10 protein-coding genes are annotated in these 18,526 nt (G+C 39.4%); 9 read left to right on the forward strand and 1 reads right to left on the reverse strand.

The window, feature by feature from the left end; translation table 11 throughout:
* The first annotated feature begins 10 nt into the window (after positions 1-10).
* The 3 genes from BQ5364_RS02810 (at position 11) to BQ5364_RS02820 (ending at position 2,224) form a co-directional block, all read left to right on the forward strand.
* Positions 11-238 (forward strand): DUF5348 domain-containing protein, encoded by a 228-nt coding sequence (locus tag BQ5364_RS02810; RefSeq protein ID WP_071143603.1) that lies wholly within the window; start codon positions 11-13, stop codon positions 236-238.
* Between the two features lie 191 nt (positions 239-429).
* Positions 430-1,845 (forward strand): plasmid recombination protein, encoded by a 1,416-nt coding sequence (locus BQ5364_RS02815; RefSeq protein WP_279287786.1) that lies wholly within the window; start codon positions 430-432, stop codon positions 1,843-1,845.
* Positions 1,846-1,849: 4 nt separating this feature from the next.
* Positions 1,850-2,224 carry a TnpV protein gene (locus BQ5364_RS02820; RefSeq protein WP_071143605.1) on the forward strand — a complete coding sequence of 125 codons (375 nt, stop codon included), beginning with the start codon at positions 1,850-1,852 and terminating at the stop codon, positions 2,222-2,224.
* Positions 2,225-2,271: 47 nt separating this feature from the next.
* Here the strand turns inward: BQ5364_RS02820 and BQ5364_RS02825 are convergent, their stop codons facing one another.
* Positions 2,272-2,730, reverse strand: a complete 459-nt coding sequence (locus BQ5364_RS02825; protein ID WP_009461558.1) for a very short patch repair endonuclease — start codon at positions 2,728-2,730, stop codon at positions 2,272-2,274.
* 181 nt (positions 2,731-2,911) lie between these two features.
* Between BQ5364_RS02825 and dcm the strand changes: the two genes are divergently transcribed.
* From dcm to BQ5364_RS02855, 6 genes are all read left to right on the forward strand, one after another.
* Complete coding sequence (gene dcm / locus BQ5364_RS02830) at positions 2,912-4,144, forward strand: DNA cytosine methyltransferase (RefSeq protein ID WP_071143606.1); 1,233 nt, start codon at positions 2,912-2,914, stop codon at positions 4,142-4,144.
* Positions 4,145-5,023: an Eco47II family restriction endonuclease gene (locus tag BQ5364_RS02835; RefSeq protein ID WP_009461554.1), complete on the forward strand. Its 879-nt coding sequence runs from the start codon at positions 4,145-4,147 to the stop codon at positions 5,021-5,023. It abuts the gene before it with no gap.
* 9 nt (positions 5,024-5,032) lie between these two features.
* Positions 5,033-6,826 (forward strand): ATP-dependent nuclease, encoded by a 1,794-nt coding sequence (locus BQ5364_RS02840; RefSeq protein ID WP_083382647.1) that lies wholly within the window; start codon positions 5,033-5,035, stop codon positions 6,824-6,826.
* A 20-nt stretch (positions 6,827-6,846) separates the two neighbouring features.
* Entirely contained in the window at positions 6,847-7,974 is a 1,128-nt protein-coding gene (locus BQ5364_RS02845) for a DNA cytosine methyltransferase (protein WP_071143608.1), read from the forward strand.
* Positions 7,975-8,584: 610 nt separating this feature from the next.
* Positions 8,585-13,474: a discoidin domain-containing protein gene (locus tag BQ5364_RS02850; protein WP_235837113.1), complete on the forward strand. Its 4,890-nt coding sequence runs from the start codon at positions 8,585-8,587 to the stop codon at positions 13,472-13,474.
* Between the two features lie 71 nt (positions 13,475-13,545).
* Entirely contained in the window at positions 13,546-18,516 is a 4,971-nt protein-coding gene (locus tag BQ5364_RS02855; protein ID WP_071143651.1) for an alpha-N-acetylglucosaminidase TIM-barrel domain-containing protein, read from the forward strand.
* Positions 18,517-18,526: the final 10 nt, after the last annotated feature.

The following is an 18,526-nucleotide window of genomic DNA, read 5'->3' on the forward strand; positions in this document are numbered from 1 at the left end:
GCAGAAAATGATGAAACAGGGAAGATTAGGATACAACAGTAGTAATGGAAGATATGGATTATTATCATCAGACTTATGGATTGATACAGGATTTCACTGTGGAGAAGGACTGGAAGTGCTGGTAGGTGATGAATGGGTACAGACCAGAATGGAGATGAATCTGGCAAGAGAATGGTATCTGGTGGGGACACCTTACTGCGGAGATATGGAATATGTGCAGGCGAGAATATCGGGATAAATTGCCCCCGGCAGGGCGCAAGGGGACTTTTGATGGACGGTACGGCTGTCGAAAGTGCTTTTGCGTTACTTTTGACAAAAGTAACAAAACCGCCGTATCCGGCAAAAGTTTCTTAAATATTGCCATGTCTGGCGTAAATAAAAATTATGTGCCATATCTGGCACTCAAACAGAAAAGAGGTGAGAAAATTTATGATGAAACGAACAATCAGTGGCATGATCGGAGCCGGTTCACTGGCTCATAACAGACGGGATTTTGTAGCAGAAAATGTAGATCCGGACAGAGTACAACTGAACATTTGTTATAAGAATGAGAATCTGAAGGAAGTTTATAAAGAGCTGTTTGACGATGCGGTTGAGAGATACAATGTCGGGAAAAGAAAGAACCGGCAAATTGCAAATTATTATGAAAAAATCCGACAGGGCAAACAGGAGAAGCTGTTTCATGAAGTGATATTCCAGATAGGAAATCGTGAGGATATGGCGGTGGGAACGTCAGAAGGAAATCTGGCTGTAAAGGTACTGGACGAATATGTGAAAGACTTCCAGAAGCGGAATCCGACACTTCGGGTATTTAGCTGCTATCTGCATCAGGATGAAGCTACTCCACATCTGCATATTGACTTTGTACCTTATGTGACCAACTGGAAGGGAAAAGGAATGGATACCAGAGTTTCACTGAAACAGGCATTGAAAAGTCTTGGGTTTCAAGGTGGAAATAAGCATGATACAGAACTGAATCAGTGGATAAATCATGAAAAAGAAGTGCTGGCAGAAATTGCAATGCAGCATGGAATTGAATGGGAGCAGAAAGGTACACATGAAGAGCATCTGGATGTTTACAATTTCAAAAAGAAAGAGCGTAAGAAGGAAGTGCAGGAACTGGAACAGGAAAAAGAAAATCTGACAGCAGAGAATGAAGGTCTGACTTCTCAGATTGCGGACGCAAGGGCAGATATTAAGCTTCTGGAAGAAGAAAAAATTCAGTTCCAGAAAGATAAAGAAACAGCGGAAAGACGTGCTGAGAAAGCAGAAACAGAATTGAAAAAACTGGAAGACAGAAGAGAATTTCTGCAACCGGTGATGGATAATGTCAGTAAGGAAATAAAAGAATATGGAATGGTCAAAACATTTTTACCGGAAGCTACAGCATTGGAACGTGCGGTAACTTACCGGGAAAAGAAAATCAAACCACTGTTTATTGAAATGAAAAACAAAATCGGTGCGATGGCTGCACAGGTGAAAGAACTCACAAGAGAAAGAGATAGTTGGAAAAGTAAGTTTCAGAAGAAAAGGCAAGAGCATGAAAAAACAAAAAAGAAACTGGCAGAAGTTCAGAAAGATTATCAGAAATTGTCTGGTGAGAAAGAAATACTGCAGGGAATTGCAGACAGATATAACCGACTTTTACGCATGTTGGGGAAAGATATGGTAGAAAGACTGGTGCAGGACGATATCCGGATGCAGGCGGAACTTGAAGCGAAAAAGCAGAAAGCGCAGATGCCGAAAAAAATAAGTGATCGTATACCGTGGGCGAAAGAACGAAGTGAAGAACACAATGCACAAATTAAGAAGAATAAAGCAAAGTACAGAGGAATGGAGTTGTAAGAATATGAAGAAACAAATTTATGATGAAAAGAACGGACTGAGTTACACATTGCATGGAGATTATTATCTGCCGGATCTGGAAATCAATGAGGAAGAACCCACATATGGGAAATATGGAATAATGCGAAAACAGTTTTTGAAGGAACATAGGAGTGCCAGGTATCAGTATCTGGTACTGACCGGGAAACTGACGGAGCATTTGAATCAGGTCGATAAAGAGGTCAGAGAAAAGGTTGAAAAGCTAGTAGAGCAGATGGCTGAACAGTGGGGCGTGACGGAAGAACTGAAGATGCAGGATCAGATGGAATGGGTGAGGAGGATGAATAATATCAAAGCAACTGCTGAAGAAATAGTATATAAAAATATAATCTTTATGTAGGAGAGAGGCTGTCTGCAGGCGTTGTGGACAGCCTACTGTATAGGCGGTTATTCTTCGGATATATCATAGTCAGTGGCTGTATCAGAAAATTTTGTATCCCAAATGGCTTCTTCAATGGCTTGTAAACACTCATCTGTATGTTTGGAAATGTCTTGCCCCCAGAAGTGAAGAACAGTATAGCCTAGGAATAGAAGTTTTTTATCATTTTCATAATCACGATTACGATTTCGCTCGATTTTTTTGATCCAAAAGTCTGGATTTTTCCCTTTTTCAAGCCGAAGCTTGAGAATTTCCCAATCCTTTCCGTGAAAAAATTCACTATCGCAAAAAATAGCAATTTTATATTTGGTAAGAACAATGTCAGGAGAACCAGGGAGAGCTTTATAATTTTTACGATAGCGATAACCTTTGTGCCATAGAGCTTTTCGGAGCAATAGTTCTATGGAAGTATCTTTACTGTGAATCTTACGCATATTGTTTGAAACGGTAGCGGAATCACGCGACATATAGGTACCTTCTTTCTGCCCGAACTGATGAGAATATATTATCAAAAAACAGGAGAAATAGCAAACGGGTTAAGAAACATATAAGAGGAAATCTAACGATATGGTGAGAAAATTGCTTGTTGCTAATTGTAGTATATGATAAAATATGAGTTGTACTATTTTTGATTTTGGAGGAATTTTAATGGCGATTTGTTATGACAAATTATGGAAATTACTGATAGATAAAAAAATGAACCGCACAGAATTGAAGGAAGCGTCAGGAATAAGTTTTAATGTGTTAGCTCGATTAGGAAAGAATGAGCCAGTTTCATTTGAATCAATAGAAAAAATATGTTTTACATTAAATTGCAAGATAGAAGATGTTGTAGAGATACAAAAAGAAGAACCAAAACAAATCGATAGTGATGCATTTACAACCATAGAATTGTTTGCGGGAGCTGGCGGTTTGGCTTTAGGGATAGAAAAAGCTGGATTTGAACCATTGGGACTAATAGAGTTTGATAAAGATGCTGCAGAATCTTTAAAGATCAATAGGTCGAACTGGAGAGTTATTCATGATGATATAGCTAATATATCTTGTTTGGATTTGGAAGAGTATTTTGGCATAAAAAAAGGAGATCTGGATTTATTATCGGGAGGGGCACCGTGTCAGGCTTTTTCATATGCTGGAAAAAGATTAGGACTCGAAGATGCGAGAGGAACACTTTTTTATCACTATACAACTTTTTTACAGAAATTACAGCCAAAGATGTTTTTATTTGAAAATGTGCGAGGCTTGCTGACTCATGATAAAGGAAGAACATATGCAACGATAACAAATATTTTTGAACAGGCGGGATATACCATTCAGAAAAAAGTTTTAAATGCGTGGGATTTTGGTGTGCCACAGAAGAGAGAGAGACTAATCACTGTTGGAATTAGAAATGATTTAGTGGGAAAAGTTTCATTCTCATTTCCAAAAGAACATGATTATAAGCCTGTTTTGAGAGATGTTTTATTGGATTGTCCAGAAGGGCCAGGAGTACCATATGGAGAAAATAAAAGAAAAATATTTGAATTAGTTCCACCTGGAGGATATTGGAGAGATATTGATCCAGAGATTGCAAAAGCATATATGAAAAGCTGTTGGGATATGGAAGGCGGAAGAACAGGAATTCTTAGGAGAATGAGTCTGGATGAACCATCATTGACGGTATTGACTTCACCGTCTCAGAAGCAAACAGAAAGATGTCATCCATTGGAAGCAAGACCGTTTACAGTACGTGAGAATGCAAGATGTCAAACATTTCCGGATGAATGGCAGTTTTGTGGAAGTGTTCAATCTCAGTATAAACAGGTTGGAAATGCTGTTCCTGTCAACTTAGCATATGAAATTGGGTTGGAGATACATAAATCATTAGAGGGGGTAAAATAAATGGCGTGGAATTTAGATTTTATATCAGAAGAAGATTTTAAGAAGCATGTGCGTGCAACGATTATGAAATATGGAGAAAAGCTAGAATCGTATGATTTGAAGCGATTCAACAGTAATCTGATTGATCCAATCAAGCTGATTTTTGATAAATCGGTATATCGTACAAGCTGGGAGGAAATTGTAAATAATGAAATTTTCCGGCAGAGAGATAAGTCTAATAATAATGATATAGGATATTTTCATCAAAATATTTTTTCGTATTTCAAAGGTTGCGAAGTCCCACAGGCAGGGTGGGATGTTATTTACAGAAATCCAGATGGAATACAAATGCCAGACGGAGATATTGTACATACAATATATGTGGAAATGAAAAACAAACACAATACTATGAATTCTGCATCTTCCGCAAAAACATATATAAAAATGCAAGGACAGATTCTGGAGGACGATGATTGTGCGTGTCTGTTGGTTGAAGCAATTGCAAAGAAATCACAGAATATAAAATGGTCAACAAAAGTGGATGGGAAAAATGTACAGCATAGATTGATTCGCCGTGTAAGCATGGATCAGTTTTATGCAATTCTTACTGGTGAAGAAGATGCATTTTATAAGATGTGTATGGCGTTGCCAGAGGTGATTAATTCTGTTGTAAATGAAGAAGGCGGTGTAGAAGTACCACACGATACGGTTATTGATGAATTGAGAAAAGTGGCATCATTGTATGGTGATGAAAACGACGAGCTGTCTATGGCAATGGCTGTATATATGCTTGGATTCAATACGTATATGGGATTTGGTGACAAAATCCGTGGAGAATTAGGAGAAGATAAAGATGGAATGCTGAAACGGATTTATGAATATGTGAAACGGTTAAAATAGAATTGAAAAATGAAAATAGATAATTACGAAGGAAAAAATATGGACAAAGAAATTGATACTATAAAAAATATGAAAGAAAATGGTGCATTTAAGAAGTATATTGAGTACATAGTATTCCCTTATTATAAGAATTTAGTTCCAGGAACAAAAATTAATCTGGAATTTCCAATAACAATATTGGTAGGGAAGAATGGATCAGGAAAAAGTTCAACTTTACATGCTTTATATGGTGCGCCTTATTGGAAAACATGTGCAGATTTTTGGTTTTCTACAGAAGTAGATCCTATAGAAGAAACTGGTGGAGAGGGAAAAAATAGATTTTTCTATGGCTATCGGGAAGATAAACAATCAGAAATAAAAGAAGTAATGAAAACTCGAATGAGAAGAGGATCTAAAACAAAAGAAGAAGATCCCGATTATTGGGAAACCTCAAAACCAATAAAAAAGGATGGGATGACTGCACAGACAAGAAATGATCCTGTAAAGAAAGAAGTTGTATATTTAGACTTTAGAGCAGAAGTAAGTGCATTTGATAAAATATTCCATTTTGCCAAAGGAGACATTTCGGGTAAAAAGGATTTGCTAAGAAAACGTTCGAAGTATTTGAATAGACTGTTTAATGGAGAAGCAATGCGTTTCCCAGGGGCTCCAGATGAAAAAGTAGGTGTTGTTAAAGAACTCAATGATGAAATGAAAAAGAAAATCAGTTCTATTCTGGGTAAAGAGTATGTGAGTATTAAAGTTGCTGAACATTCATTGTTTAAAAATCCAGGTACATCAATTTATGTAAAAACAAAACTATCATCAAGATATTCGGAAGCTAATGCTGGAAGTGGAGAAGTTGCTGTAATTCAGTTGGTAAAAAAGATTGAAGAAGCGCAAGAATATAGTTTGATTCTTTTGGATGAGCCAGAAGTCTCAATTCATCCGGGAGCACAGGAAAAACTCAAAGAGTATTTACTAGAAGTAACAAAGAGAAAAAAATTACAGGTAGTTATATCTTCGCATTCGCCTATATTGATTAGAGATATGCCATCAGAAGCGATTAAATTGTATATTACAAATTCGCAGGGAAGATTTGAAGTGAAAGAAAATGTTGATTACAGAGAAGCATTTTATGATTTGGAAGATTGTGTATCTGATAAGAAAATAATATTTTGTGAAGATTTTGCAGCAAAAAATATTGTAGAGCAAGTATTGAAAAGAATGGATAAAACTCAATATTTTGATGTGGAATTTAATCCGGGTGGTGAAAAAACATTACTTACAAAATATTTGCCAACATTTGTTACACATGATTTCTTTAAAGAAAGAGTATTTTTGGTATTAGATGGTGATATGCAAACGGATTACGTTTATAATGCAGAGGAATTGACTGTGAAACAAGAAAAAGATGTTTCATATATGAAAGAATGTGTGAAAAAAGCATACGGAGTGGATATTCAAGCATATGTTGATGGTGGAAATGGTGGAAAGCGAGAAGATCAGGAGATTGCTGCATATAAAGAGTATCTTAAATATTATACAGATAGTGTATTTTACTTGCCAAGTAAATCTATACCAGAAAAAATTTTACTGGAATCTCAATATGTAAAGCAGCAATATCCAAGTATAGTGAACGAAAAAGTAGATATTACGAATGACAATGCGAAAAAGATATTTGCGACCATTTCAGAAGCAGATTATGGAAACGAAGAGCATATAAATGATCTTATACAAAAGCTGGCATATAAATGGAGCATGGAAGATAGCTCAAATAAGAAAAGGGTGGAAGAAATTGTAAATGAAATATATAAGAAATAAGTATAGAGGTGGTAACATTTATGAAATTCAAAGCGATTGATCTGTTTTGCGGAGCGGGTGGACTATCGACAGGATTGAAGAAAAGTGGATTCAGATTATGCTTGGGTGTAGATATTGATGAAAAAGCTTTGAAAACATATAAATGTAATTTGAAACGCACTAAAGTATTGAAAGAAGATATAAAAAAAGTTACTGGAGAAAAAATAACTGAATTAACTGGAATAAATAGGCGTGATAACTTTTTACTTGCGGGTTGTCCGCCATGTCAGGGTTTTTCAAGTTTAGGAAAAAGAGATGCCAATGATGAAAAGAATGAATTAGTATATGAATATATTAGAATAATAAATGAATTGGAACCTTCCTTTATTTTAATGGAGAATGTTCCAGGAATGTCTACTGGGGTTGGTAAAGAAATATTTAAAAATGTAGTAAAAGAACTAGAAGAAAATTATCATGTTGAGTATGCCACGTTAAATGCTGCGGATTTTGGTGTGCCACAAATACGAAAACGATTGGTGTTGCATGGAATACGTAATGATGTATATGATAATTTAGGATTAGATAAAGAAAAACAAAAAATATTACCGAAGCCGACTCATTCTAAAGAAAAAAAGAAAGGGTATAGAAAATGGGTAACTGTTCGAAAAGCGATATTTGATTTGCCAATACTAGGGGCTGGGGAAAGTTATGATGATAGTATAATAAAAAATCATAAAGCACGTAGTTTATCGGAAACAAATATTGAACGGTTGCAAGAAATCCGACTTCATGGAGGAAATCGTGAAATGATTTCGGAAGAATTACAACTTGAATGTCATAAAAAGGAAAATGTATCGTACACAGACACATATGGAATTATAGATCCAGACAAGCCAGCACCTACAATTACTTCTGGCTGCACAATTATTTCAAAAGGGCGTTATTGTCACCCAACACAAAATAGAGGATTGTCTATACGTGAAGCAGCAAGATTACAATCTTTTGATGATAAATTTGAATTTCAGGGAAACATGGGCGAAATGAGTTTGCAAATAGGAAATGCGGTTCCTCCTAAATTAGCACAGGCAAGCGGAAAGGTTATTATAAATTATATGGGATTATATGAGGATTATTTGGAAGCCCAGGCCAAGGGAGTGATAACACCATGATAACAAAATCCCCAAAAACCACACGGACACAACGGAAAATCTGGATTTTCCCACACAAATTACACGAAAAATCACCATTTGTACACCGCAATACACCGGTCTGATATCGTGAAGGTGGACGTACAGTAGGTTCAGGAAGAGTTGCTACAATCATTGAGTAATCGTTGATTTGTGATTTGAACTAATTGAATTTATACCCCGGAAACGCAAGTTTCCGGGGTTTTTCTTGAATTATAGGAAATTCCTTTGGAATCCTATAATTCAAAAAAATGCACTTCGTGCAAAGAAGCGCAATCTTTTTTGAATTTATAAGAGATACAAGCAGTTGAATACACAGAAATAGCAAATTGAATAAGGAAGATGAAAGAGGAAATCTAACGATATAGGATTTAGAATAAAATATTCACTTGCAAATTTTGGCAAAAAGTGCTTTAATAAAATTAATATTATACAGGCGGGTTGTTACTTTTTAGGCAAAACCGAACTTTTGGAACAGAGTATATAATGTAAAATTGTATAGTCTGTTCCAAAAGTTCGGTTTTTTAGTGCAAAGCAGAATATTTTCCTGCTGTAAAGATTCGTCTGATAATAAATAATGAGGAGGAAAGATATGAAGAAAAAAGGAACATGGATGCGTGCAAGTGCAGGCGCCCTTTCTGCGGCAATGGTATTGGGGTCTGTAACTGTAGCGCCGGCTGTAAAGGCAGAAAATGTGGAAGAGAAAGCGGGTTATGAGGTTAACTATGCTCTTAATTCAAAAGTAACTGCGAGCAATCAGGAACTGGCAAATCAGTGGGGACCGGAGAAAGCGGTAGATGGCATTGTGAATCGTGATGCTGAGAAACCGGAACAGTCACGCTGGTCAACAGCACAGAGCACCACACAGGAAGCGAGAACGTTGACATTAGACTTGGGGGCAGTAAAGACATTCAGTCAGTTTGTAATTGAGTGGGAGAGAACCAATATTACAAATTTCAAGATTTCTGTTTCTGACACAGAAGATGGTACTTATAAAGATGTTTATGTAAAGGAAGATGGTAAGAATATTACATCTCTCACAAGCAGGATCAATCTTGAGAAAGCTGCAACAGGACGTTTTGTTCGTTTGACGGTGAACGGGTATACGTTGAACCCGGGTAACTGGCAGTCTGTATCTCTCTATGAGTTCAAAGTACTCGGAGAGGCTGAGAACTTGAGTGAAGGTGCAACAGTAGCAGCAGACGGATATGAAGATAATCTTGAAAAATTCCAACCTAGTAAAGTAGTTGACGGAGATGATACAACGCGTTGGGCAAGTCCGGCTAAGTTAGGACAACACTGGATTAGCTTAGATTATGGAAAAGAAATTTCTATCCAGTCATTCAAGATTCACTGGGAGCGCACGAATGCAACAAAATATCGTTTGGAAAAATCGTCAGACGGTACAAACTGGGAGCCGGTTGTAAGTTTTGAGAAAAAACCAGACAGCTATCAGCAGATTATCAACTTAGATGAACCGATCAACACACAGCATGTACGCCTTTTCATTGAAGAATTCGATCCAAAAGGGGCGCCGGAAAACGGAGCTGAGGTGACATGGAACACAGTTGGTATCTGGGAGTTTGAGACTTATGCCGGAAAATTAGAAGAGCCGGAAAACACTCAGGATCCACAGGAAGTTGCAGATAACTTAGAGCTGCCTGAATCGATCGAAGGTGATTCTAAGAAATTTACAATGCCGGAAGTTCCGGAAGGGTTTGAAATAAGCTTTGTCGGAGCAGATTATGAGCAGATTTTAGACAGAGACTTGACAGTTTATCAGCCGTTGGTTACACAGCAGATTAAGATGAACTTCAATGTAAAAGCAGAAGGAAAAGATGGAAAAGCAGTTGACTCGAAAGAATATACAATGACTGTTACCGGTAAATACGAGCAGGAAGAGGGAGACAACGCAAAGCCAGCAGTAATTCCGGAACTTGCTGAGTGGAAAGGTGCAAAAGGCGGAGAGTTTGCAGTGAAGGACGGCAGCCGTATCGTTGTTGCAAACAAAGATAAAGCAGCGCTTCAGAGAGCGGCAACAGAGTTCCAGAAAGATTATAAAGATTTATTTGGAAAAGATCTTGAAATTGTATATGCGGACAGCGCAAATGCCGGAGATTTCTTCTTTACACTTGTAGAAGCAGGAACAGGTCTGAAAGAGGAAGGATACAATCTGAAAATTGGTGATTCAGTTACAGTGGAAGCAGAAACTTCAACAGGTGCATACTGGGCAACAAGAAGTATTCTTCAGATTTTAAAACAGACAGATGGAACAATCGCAAAAGGCGAGGCGCGTGACTATCCAAAATACGAAGTGCGTGGATTCATGCTTGATGTCGGAAGAAGACCATTCTCTAAGAAAATTGTCAATGAAGTTGCAAAGACAATGGCATGGTACAAGATGAACGACTTACAGCTTCACTTAAATGACAACTATATCTTCTTGGAAGATTACACAACTGCAGGAGAAGATCCGATGACTGCATATGAGGGATTCCGTTTGGAGTCTGATATCAAAGCAGATGGAAATCTGAATAAGGCAGATTTGACAAGTGATGACATGTACTGGACAAAAGATGAGATGCGTCAGATGATTCAGGATTACCGTGAAATCGGTATGGATATTGTACCTGAGTTCGATACACCGGCACACTCTCTTGCATTTACAAAGGTTCGTCCAGACCTTAAAATGGGTGGAAATGGACGTGAGAATGATCACTTTAATTTGGCAACTCCTAGTGGGGGTGATGCAAGTGAAACGCCATATGCGAAGTCTTTAGAATTTGTAGAAGGTCTTTGGGATGAATATTTGGAAGGTGAGAATCCTGTATTCGATGAAGAGACAATTGTTAATATCGGAACAGATGAATATTCAGAAACATATAAAGAACAGTTCCGCCAATTTACAGATGATTTGTTAGCACATGTTCAAGAGAAAGGTAATCAAGTTCGTCTTTGGGGAAGTCTTACTGCAAGAAAAGGTCAGACAGATGTAAGAAGCGAAGATGTACAGATGAATATCTGGAATGACGGTTGGGCAAATCCAAAAGAGATGTACAAAGAAGGATATGATCTGATTGATATGAACGATGGAACAGTTTACATTGTTCCGGCAGCCGGATATTATGGTGATTATTTGAATAAACAGCACTTATACAGTAATTATGATCCGGCAAAACGTATGGGAGTTCCGGTTGGTTCTGAACAGACACTCGGTGGAGCTTATGCAATTTGGAATGACATGGTAGATAAGAAAGCAAATGGTCTTTCTGAGCTGGAAATTTATGACCGTTTCAACGATGCAGCTCCATTCTACGCATCAAGCTTGTGGGGAGATGAAGAAAAGACTTACGCAGAGGCAACAGAAGTCAGTGAAGCAGTTGGAGAAGCTCCTCGCACAAATGCATATGACAAAGTAGACAGCAAGGGGGACACTATTGTATCATACGATTTTGATGAAGGTCTGAATGATGAATCCGGAAACGGCTATGATGCAAAAGATGCAGTGAACGCAAAAGTAGAAGATAAAGCATTTGTATTGAACGGAAAAGAAAGCTATGTCTCTACTCCGCTTGACCGTGTTGGCCCTGGAAAGGAACTTTCTTTCGACATTACAATGAAAAAACCTGGAATGCCTGGAGAAATTTTATTCGAGGCAGATGCAGAGTACGGAACATATGATATCCGTATCATGGAAGATGGAACACTTGGATTTACAAGAGAAGGTTATGACTATTCCTTTGGATATAAGCTTCCGGTAAATCAGAAAGTATCTCTGACAATCAGAACAGACGGAGATGTGACTTCTCTGATTGCAGATGGCAAGAAATATACTGCAACAGGAAGCTACACATATGAAGGCGATTTGAAAGCATCTAATATCTCACGTGCGTCATTGTCATTGCCGACAGAAAGAATTGGTTCTAAGACAAATGCGGTAAACGCAGTGATCGATAACATTGTGTTGACTTCTAAAGTGGTAAAAGAAGATTTGACAGAGGGAGCAATCGATTCAAAAGACTTCACAGTGACAGCTGACAACGAAAACTCAGATGGAAAAATTACAAATGCATTTGATAATAATATTTCTACAATCTGGCATACACAGTGGTCGCCAAACAAGAAACCACTTCCGGCTGTGATCACAATTGATATGAAGAAGAATTACGATATCAATGGATTCTACTATATGCCAAGACAGACAGGAAATAATGGATATATCTTAGAATATACATTGGAATATCAAGATGCTTCCGGAAACTGGCAGAAAGCTGTAGATAAAGGAACATGGGCTTCTAACGGATCTGAGAAAAATGTGAGATTTAAACCAATCAACACATCAAAATTAAGACTGACAGTTACAAAAGGACAGAATGATTTCGGTAGTGCGGCAGAGTTCAAAGTGCTTGGAGGAACAGAGGACTTGACAAAAGTACCACTTCGCATCAGCACATATGTAGAAGGAAGAGGAACAGCAGAAGTTTCAAAAGAGCAGATTAACAAAGGCGAGGAAGTTACATTTACTGCAAAAGCAGATAAAGGAAACAAATTCGTTGGCTGGTATGACATTTTCGGAAATGAAGTGAGCAAGGAAGCTTCTTACAAAGTAACACCGGAGGATAACCTGACATTGGTTGCTAAGTTTGAAGAATCTGACACACCGGTAGATCCGGATGGAGTAAACAAAGACAGTCTTAAGAAATTGTATGATGACTGTGTAGCGGCTGACAGAGACGAAAAAGAGTACACACCAGGTACATGGAAAGCATATGCAGATGCAATAGACGCTGCAAAAGCAGTCATTGACGATAAAGAAGCAACAGAAGAACAAGTGAAAAAAGCACATGATGATCTTCAAAAAGCTCTCTTTGAATTGAGACTGATTCCAAACAAAGATAAATTGGAAGACTTAATCAAAGAAGCAGAAAAGATGGATCTGAGCGGATATACATCAGAGAGCGTAAAAGTGTTTGAAGATGCACTTGCTCAGGCGAAAGTAGTTATGAAAGATCCGGAAGCTGATCAGGATGCTGTAGATGCAGCAGAGGGGCAGTTGAGGGCAGCAGTTGAACAGTTAGAAAAAGCTGACAAACCTGTAGTACCGAGCGAAGTAGATAAGAGCGCTTTGGAAAAATACTACAATGAATGTGTTTCATACTACAAAGAAGCTGACTACACAGCAGACAGCTGGAAAGTATATAAAGAAGCACTCACAAATGCCAAGACGGTGCTTGATGATGAAGATGCAACAGCAGAGGAAATCAAGGCAGCTACAGAGAAACTTGCAAAGGCAGCTAAGGATTTAGTGAAAAAAGAGGAAAATAAGAAACTAAGTACTCCATCTGCCGGTGGTTCAGATGAATCAGGAAAGAAACCGGTGACAGGAGATTCGACTGCGGCGCCAATGATGATGGTTCTTGCGGCAGCAGCATCCGTAATTGCAGGAAAAGAAATCTTAAAAAAGAAAAAAACGGATGAATAATAAAATAGCCGGCAATGAAAGTTGCCGGTTGTTTTAAAAGGGAAAAGGGAAATGGGAAAAAGGAAAAAGAAATGAAAAGGAAAATATATAAGGGATTTCATAAGATTCTTGCAGGAATATTTGTATTGAGTCTTGTGATGATTTCGATCCAGGTACCGACACTTGTCGCTGCCGGAGAGAAAAAAGGAGAGGAAAAATTGGTGAATATCGCACCGGAATCAGAGATTACAGTCCCAAGTTCGGAAGCGGGGAAAGAAAAAGAAAATCTGGTTGACGGTGACGATGCGACCTTGTGGGTGCAAAACGGTGATACATGGCCGAGTGAGGTATCATTGAAGCTGCCTGCAGATAATACAAAAAAGATTAAAAAAATCGTTGTAAAGTTTGAACAGGGACATACTCCTTGGACGGTGGATATTCAACTGTCACATGCATTGAATAACGTCACGAGTGATCTTGTTGTGGATGATACAAAAGTGAATCACTGTTTTGATGATGTCTATGAATTTGAATATGAGACACCTTTGAATTTTACACACACGTATATTACATTGTCTAATCCGCAAAACGATGGACAGCCGGGAGCGTTCTGGCCGGCTATTGCAGAGGTGGAAATCTGGGCGGAGGCATCTTCCGAGGAAAGTGATCTGACCAATGTGGCGCCGCAGGCGACAATCACATCTGTTGGCGGGGATGCCGGAGTAAAAAGCAATCTGGTTGATGATAATTATGAGACATTGTACGTTTACAACAATGGAGGTATCTCCGGTTTGAAAGACGGCGCATGGATCGAGATGGAGCTCGACAGAGAGTATCCGGTAAAATCTATGGAGGCGGCTTTTGAACTTGTGGATCCGGATGAAAATGGCTTTGAATTTACATTTGACGTACTTGGGAAGAGTAAAAATGACACCGAGTGGCAGACGTTATTTGCAGGAGTGAAGGCAACGCGTCTGGAGGATGGACATATTCAGACATTATCTTTAGACAGTGTCAAGAATTTAAAGAGCATTCGCATCAATGTGACTGATATTGCGAGCACAGGCGGAGATCCGTGGCCGGCGCTGGCGGAATTTAAAATCTTTGCAGATGCAAACGGAAGCAATGTAGAAGATACTGAGAGTATCGCATATAAAAAACCGGTTCATACTAACACAGGTCAGTCTACAGTATCCAGAGTGAATGATGGCTCTACAACGAATGTGTGGTCGGGGGACAGATATCCGGCATACATTGATATTGATTTGGAGAAAAATTATAATCTGGATGAGATTCAAGTGTTTACACCGTCCACAGGATATTCCCAGTATTCGATTTATACGAGTATGGACGGAAGAGATTTTGATAAGCTTGCGGAAAAAACAAGTAAAGAAAGCTGTCCGGCAGACGGTGAAAAATACGCTGCTGATGGAAAAGAAGCAAGAATTGTTCGTGTATATATGGAATATCAGTCGACTTCGGAAAAGTCTTTGATCAATGAAATCCGTGTGCTTGGAAAGGAAAGCGGAACGAAAATTCAGGAGACACCAAAAGTTCAGGTGGAAGATTTTGCGGGTTCCGCATATGATGTGCAGATTACAGAACAAGATACGATTGATGAAGTGAAAGGGATCATTGAAAGAAGAATCGGCTCAGCGTATGTTGACTGGTTTACCTTGGAAGTGGCAGAAGGCGACAATGCATATGATTACTTTGAGTTATCTCAGAAAGATGGAAAGATTCACATCAAAGGAAACGATGGTGTCTCTCTTGCGACAGGGCTGAACCATTATTTGAAATATTATTGTAACGTAAATATTTCTCAGGTTGGGGATCAGGTGAAGATGCCAAAGAGCATTGTTCCAATTGAGGGAACGGTACATAAAGAGACAAAATTCCCGGTCCGCTATTCTTATAACTACTGTACGCTTTCATATTCTATGGCGTTCTGGGGTGAGAAAGAATGGAGAAATGAATTGGACTGGCTTGCATTGAATGGTGTAAATGTTGTTCTCGATGCAACAGCGCAGGAAGAAGTGTGGAGAAGATTTTTGGGAGAACTTGGATATTCGCACGAAGAAGCAAAAGATTTCATCGCAGGGCCGGCATACTATGCATGGGCATATATGGCAAATCTATCCGGATTTGGAGGACCGGTACATGACAGCTGGTTCACGGAGAGAACAGAACTTGCGAGAAAAAATCAGCTTATTATGAGAAAACTTGGCATGCAGCCGGTACTGCAAGGTTATAGCGGTATGGTTCCTGTTGATATTACAGATAAAGACCCAAGTGCACAGGTAATCAAGCAGGGGACATGGTGTTCGTTCCAAAGACCGAGTATGCTGAAGACAGATAGTGAGACATTTGACAAATATGCGCAGTTGTTCTATAAGGTACAAAAGGAAGTATATGGAGATGTATCTGACTACTATGCAACAGATCCGTTCCATGAAGGTGGAAACACAGGTGGTATGAGCCCGACAGTCATTGCCGAGAAAGTGTTGGCAAACATGATGGAGGCAGACGAAAATGGTATCTGGATTATTCAGTCATGGCAGGGAAATCCGTCGACGGCTCTGCTTCAGGGATTAGATGCAGCACGTGACCATGCGCTTGTACTTGATCTCTATGCAGAGAAAACTCCGCACTGGAACGAGACAGATCCTGGCTCTTACGGTGGAGCAGAAGGCGGTGGAGAATTTTTGAACACTCCTTGGGTTTACTGCATGTTGAATAACTTCGGAGGGCGTCTCGGACTGCACGGACATATTGAGAATTTTGTAAATGGTGTTGCGCAGGCAGCGGCACAGGCGAACCATATGGCGGGAATCGGTATCACACCGGAAGCATCTGTGAATAATCCGGTACTGTATGATCTGTTCTTCGAGACAATCTGGTCAGATGATGGTGAGAATTTATCGGCGATCAACCTGGACGAATGGTTTAAGGATTACACAACGAGAAGATATGGGGCAGAGAGCCAATCGGCGTATGAAGCAATGCAAATCCTGAATGATACTGTGTATAATCCAGAGATGAATATGAAAGGACAGGGAGCGCCGGAGTCGGTTGTCAACGCCCGTCCGGGATTAGATATTGGAGCGGCTTCCACTTGGGGAAATGCGGTGATCGATTATGATAAGGCTGAACTGGAAAAAGCGGCAGCACTGTTGCTAAAAGACTATGACAAATTAAAAGACAGTGCCGGTTATCAATATGATCTTGCAAATGTATTAGAGCAGGTGTTATCGAACACTGCTCAGGAATATCAGAAGAAGATGGCAGATGCATTCCGCGAGGGGGACGCTGAAAAATTTGAAAAAATGTCAAACAGTTTCCTTGAAATTATTACAAAGGTAGAGGAAGTAACCGGAACACAGGAAGAATTTATGCTTGGCACATGGCTGGAATCGGCGAAAGCACTTGCGAAAAATGCAGACGATTTCACAAAAGAATTGTATGAGCTAAATGCACGTGGCCTTATCACAACATGGGGAAGTATCGAGCAGGCAAACAGTGGAGGCTTGATTGATTATTCCAATCGTCAGTGGTCAGGACTTACAAGCGACTATTATAAACCACGCTGGGAAAAATGGATTGCCGAACGGAAAAAAGAATTGGCAGGAGAAGAGTCAAAAAATTACTCAGCAGCAGATTGGTTTGAAATGGAATGGGCGTGGGCTCGGAGCAATAACGAATATCCAACGAAAGCAAACGGTATGGATTTGGAAAAGCTGGGGACAGAGATTCTTGATAAGTATTCTGTAAGCCAGATTCCGAAAGATCCTGCAGAGAACGATGAGTTTGATATCTCTCTGGAAGGAATGACTGCAACTGCCGGAAGTGAGCAGGCAGGAAGTGAGACGGAAGGCTTGGCAAAATATGTTCTGGATAACAATACAGGAACGCTGTGGCACTCTTCATGGGCTGGAGCAGAGAGAGAAGATCTGTGGATTGATATCCGGCTTCCGGAAAAACAACTGGTGGATGGAATCCGTTTGTTGCCAAGAACAAGTGGAACAAATGGAGTTATCACAAAATACAGAATTGAAGTGAGTGCTGACAACGGACAGAGTTATCAGGAAGTGAGCAGTGGAACATGGAGTTCTGGAAACAGTTGGAAAAAGGCAAGTTTTTCAGAAGTGGAGGCAACAAATGTCCGTGTCTATGCGGTAGAGTCGCTTTCGACGGATTCTAATAATTATGCTTCCGCTACTGAGATTCGCATTACCGGACCGAAAAAGGTAGAAGTGCCGGTTGACAAGGCAGAACTACAGGAAGCCTATGATAAGGCGGCTAAAATGGATCTGAGTATGTACACGGAACAGAGCCGCAAAGTGATGGAAGATGCAATTGCAAATGCAAAAGCAGTATTGGACGATGAAAAGTCGGCACAAGAAACAGTTGATAAAGCATTAAAGCGGCTGCAGGAAGCAGAAAAAGGGTTGGAGTTGATTCCGAGCACGCCTGTGAAAAAAGAAGATCTTAAGAAGAAACTGGATGAGGCAGAACAATACAGGAAAGAGCTTGATTCCTATACACCTGTAACGAGAGAAGCTTTTGTGAAAGCTTATGAACTTGCAAAAGAGGTATATGAGGATGAAAAGGCAACTCAGGAAGCGGTAGATGCAGCATTTGGACAATTGCAGAAGGCGATTTTTGATCTGAGACAAATTCCGAGCAAGGAAAAATTAGAAGAGTTGATCAAAGATGTGGAACAAATGGATCTTACAGGATATACTGAGGAATCAGCAGGCAAGGTGGAATCAGCATTGGAGTTTGCAAAGAAAGTTGCATTTGATGAGAATGCGACAAGTGCTGATGTGAGAAAGGCATCAGATATGCTGAGAGCGGCAGTTCAGGGATTGGAAGAAAAATCTGAAAGTGGCACAACACCGGATAAGCCGGAAAGTGGAAATCAGAAAGAAAATCCAAAAGAAAATCCAAAAGAGCAATCGAGTGTGAAAACAGGAGATAACAATTCTATGATTGTTTGGCTTGTAGTAGCAGTATCGATGTTAGTTGTCCTAATGGAAAGAAAGAGAAAAGAGAAGCGATAGTATTATAATA

Origin of the sequence: Coprococcus phoceensis (assembly GCF_900104635.1) — a bacterium.
GTDB lineage: Bacteria > Bacillota > Clostridia > Lachnospirales > Lachnospiraceae > Faecalimonas > Faecalimonas phoceensis.

Bases quoted from the DNA above. Each gene is read 5' to 3' on its own strand.
- BQ5364_RS02840 (WP_083382647.1), top strand. From the start codon at position 5,033: ATGAAAATAGATAATTACGAAGGAAAAAATATGGACAAAGAAATTGAT.
- BQ5364_RS02820 (WP_071143605.1), top strand. From the start codon at position 1,850: ATGAAGAAACAAATTTATGATGAAAAGAACGGACTGAGTTACACATTG.
- BQ5364_RS02850 (WP_235837113.1), top strand. From the start codon at position 8,585: ATGAAGAAAAAAGGAACATGGATGCGTGCAAGTGCAGGCGCCCTTTCT.
- BQ5364_RS02825 (WP_009461558.1), bottom strand. From the start codon at position 2,730: ATGTCGCGTGATTCCGCTACCGTTTCAAACAATATGCGTAAGATTCAC.
- BQ5364_RS02845 (WP_071143608.1), top strand. From the start codon at position 6,847: ATGAAATTCAAAGCGATTGATCTGTTTTGCGGAGCGGGTGGACTATCG.
- BQ5364_RS02815 (WP_279287786.1), top strand. From the start codon at position 430: ATGATGAAACGAACAATCAGTGGCATGATCGGAGCCGGTTCACTGGCT.
- BQ5364_RS02855 (WP_071143651.1), top strand. From the start codon at position 13,546: ATGAAAAGGAAAATATATAAGGGATTTCATAAGATTCTTGCAGGAATA.
- BQ5364_RS02810 (WP_071143603.1), top strand. From the start codon at position 11: ATGAAACAGGGAAGATTAGGATACAACAGTAGTAATGGAAGATATGGA.
- dcm (WP_071143606.1), top strand. From the start codon at position 2,912: ATGGCGATTTGTTATGACAAATTATGGAAATTACTGATAGATAAAAAA.
- BQ5364_RS02835 (WP_009461554.1), top strand. From the start codon at position 4,145: ATGGCGTGGAATTTAGATTTTATATCAGAAGAAGATTTTAAGAAGCAT.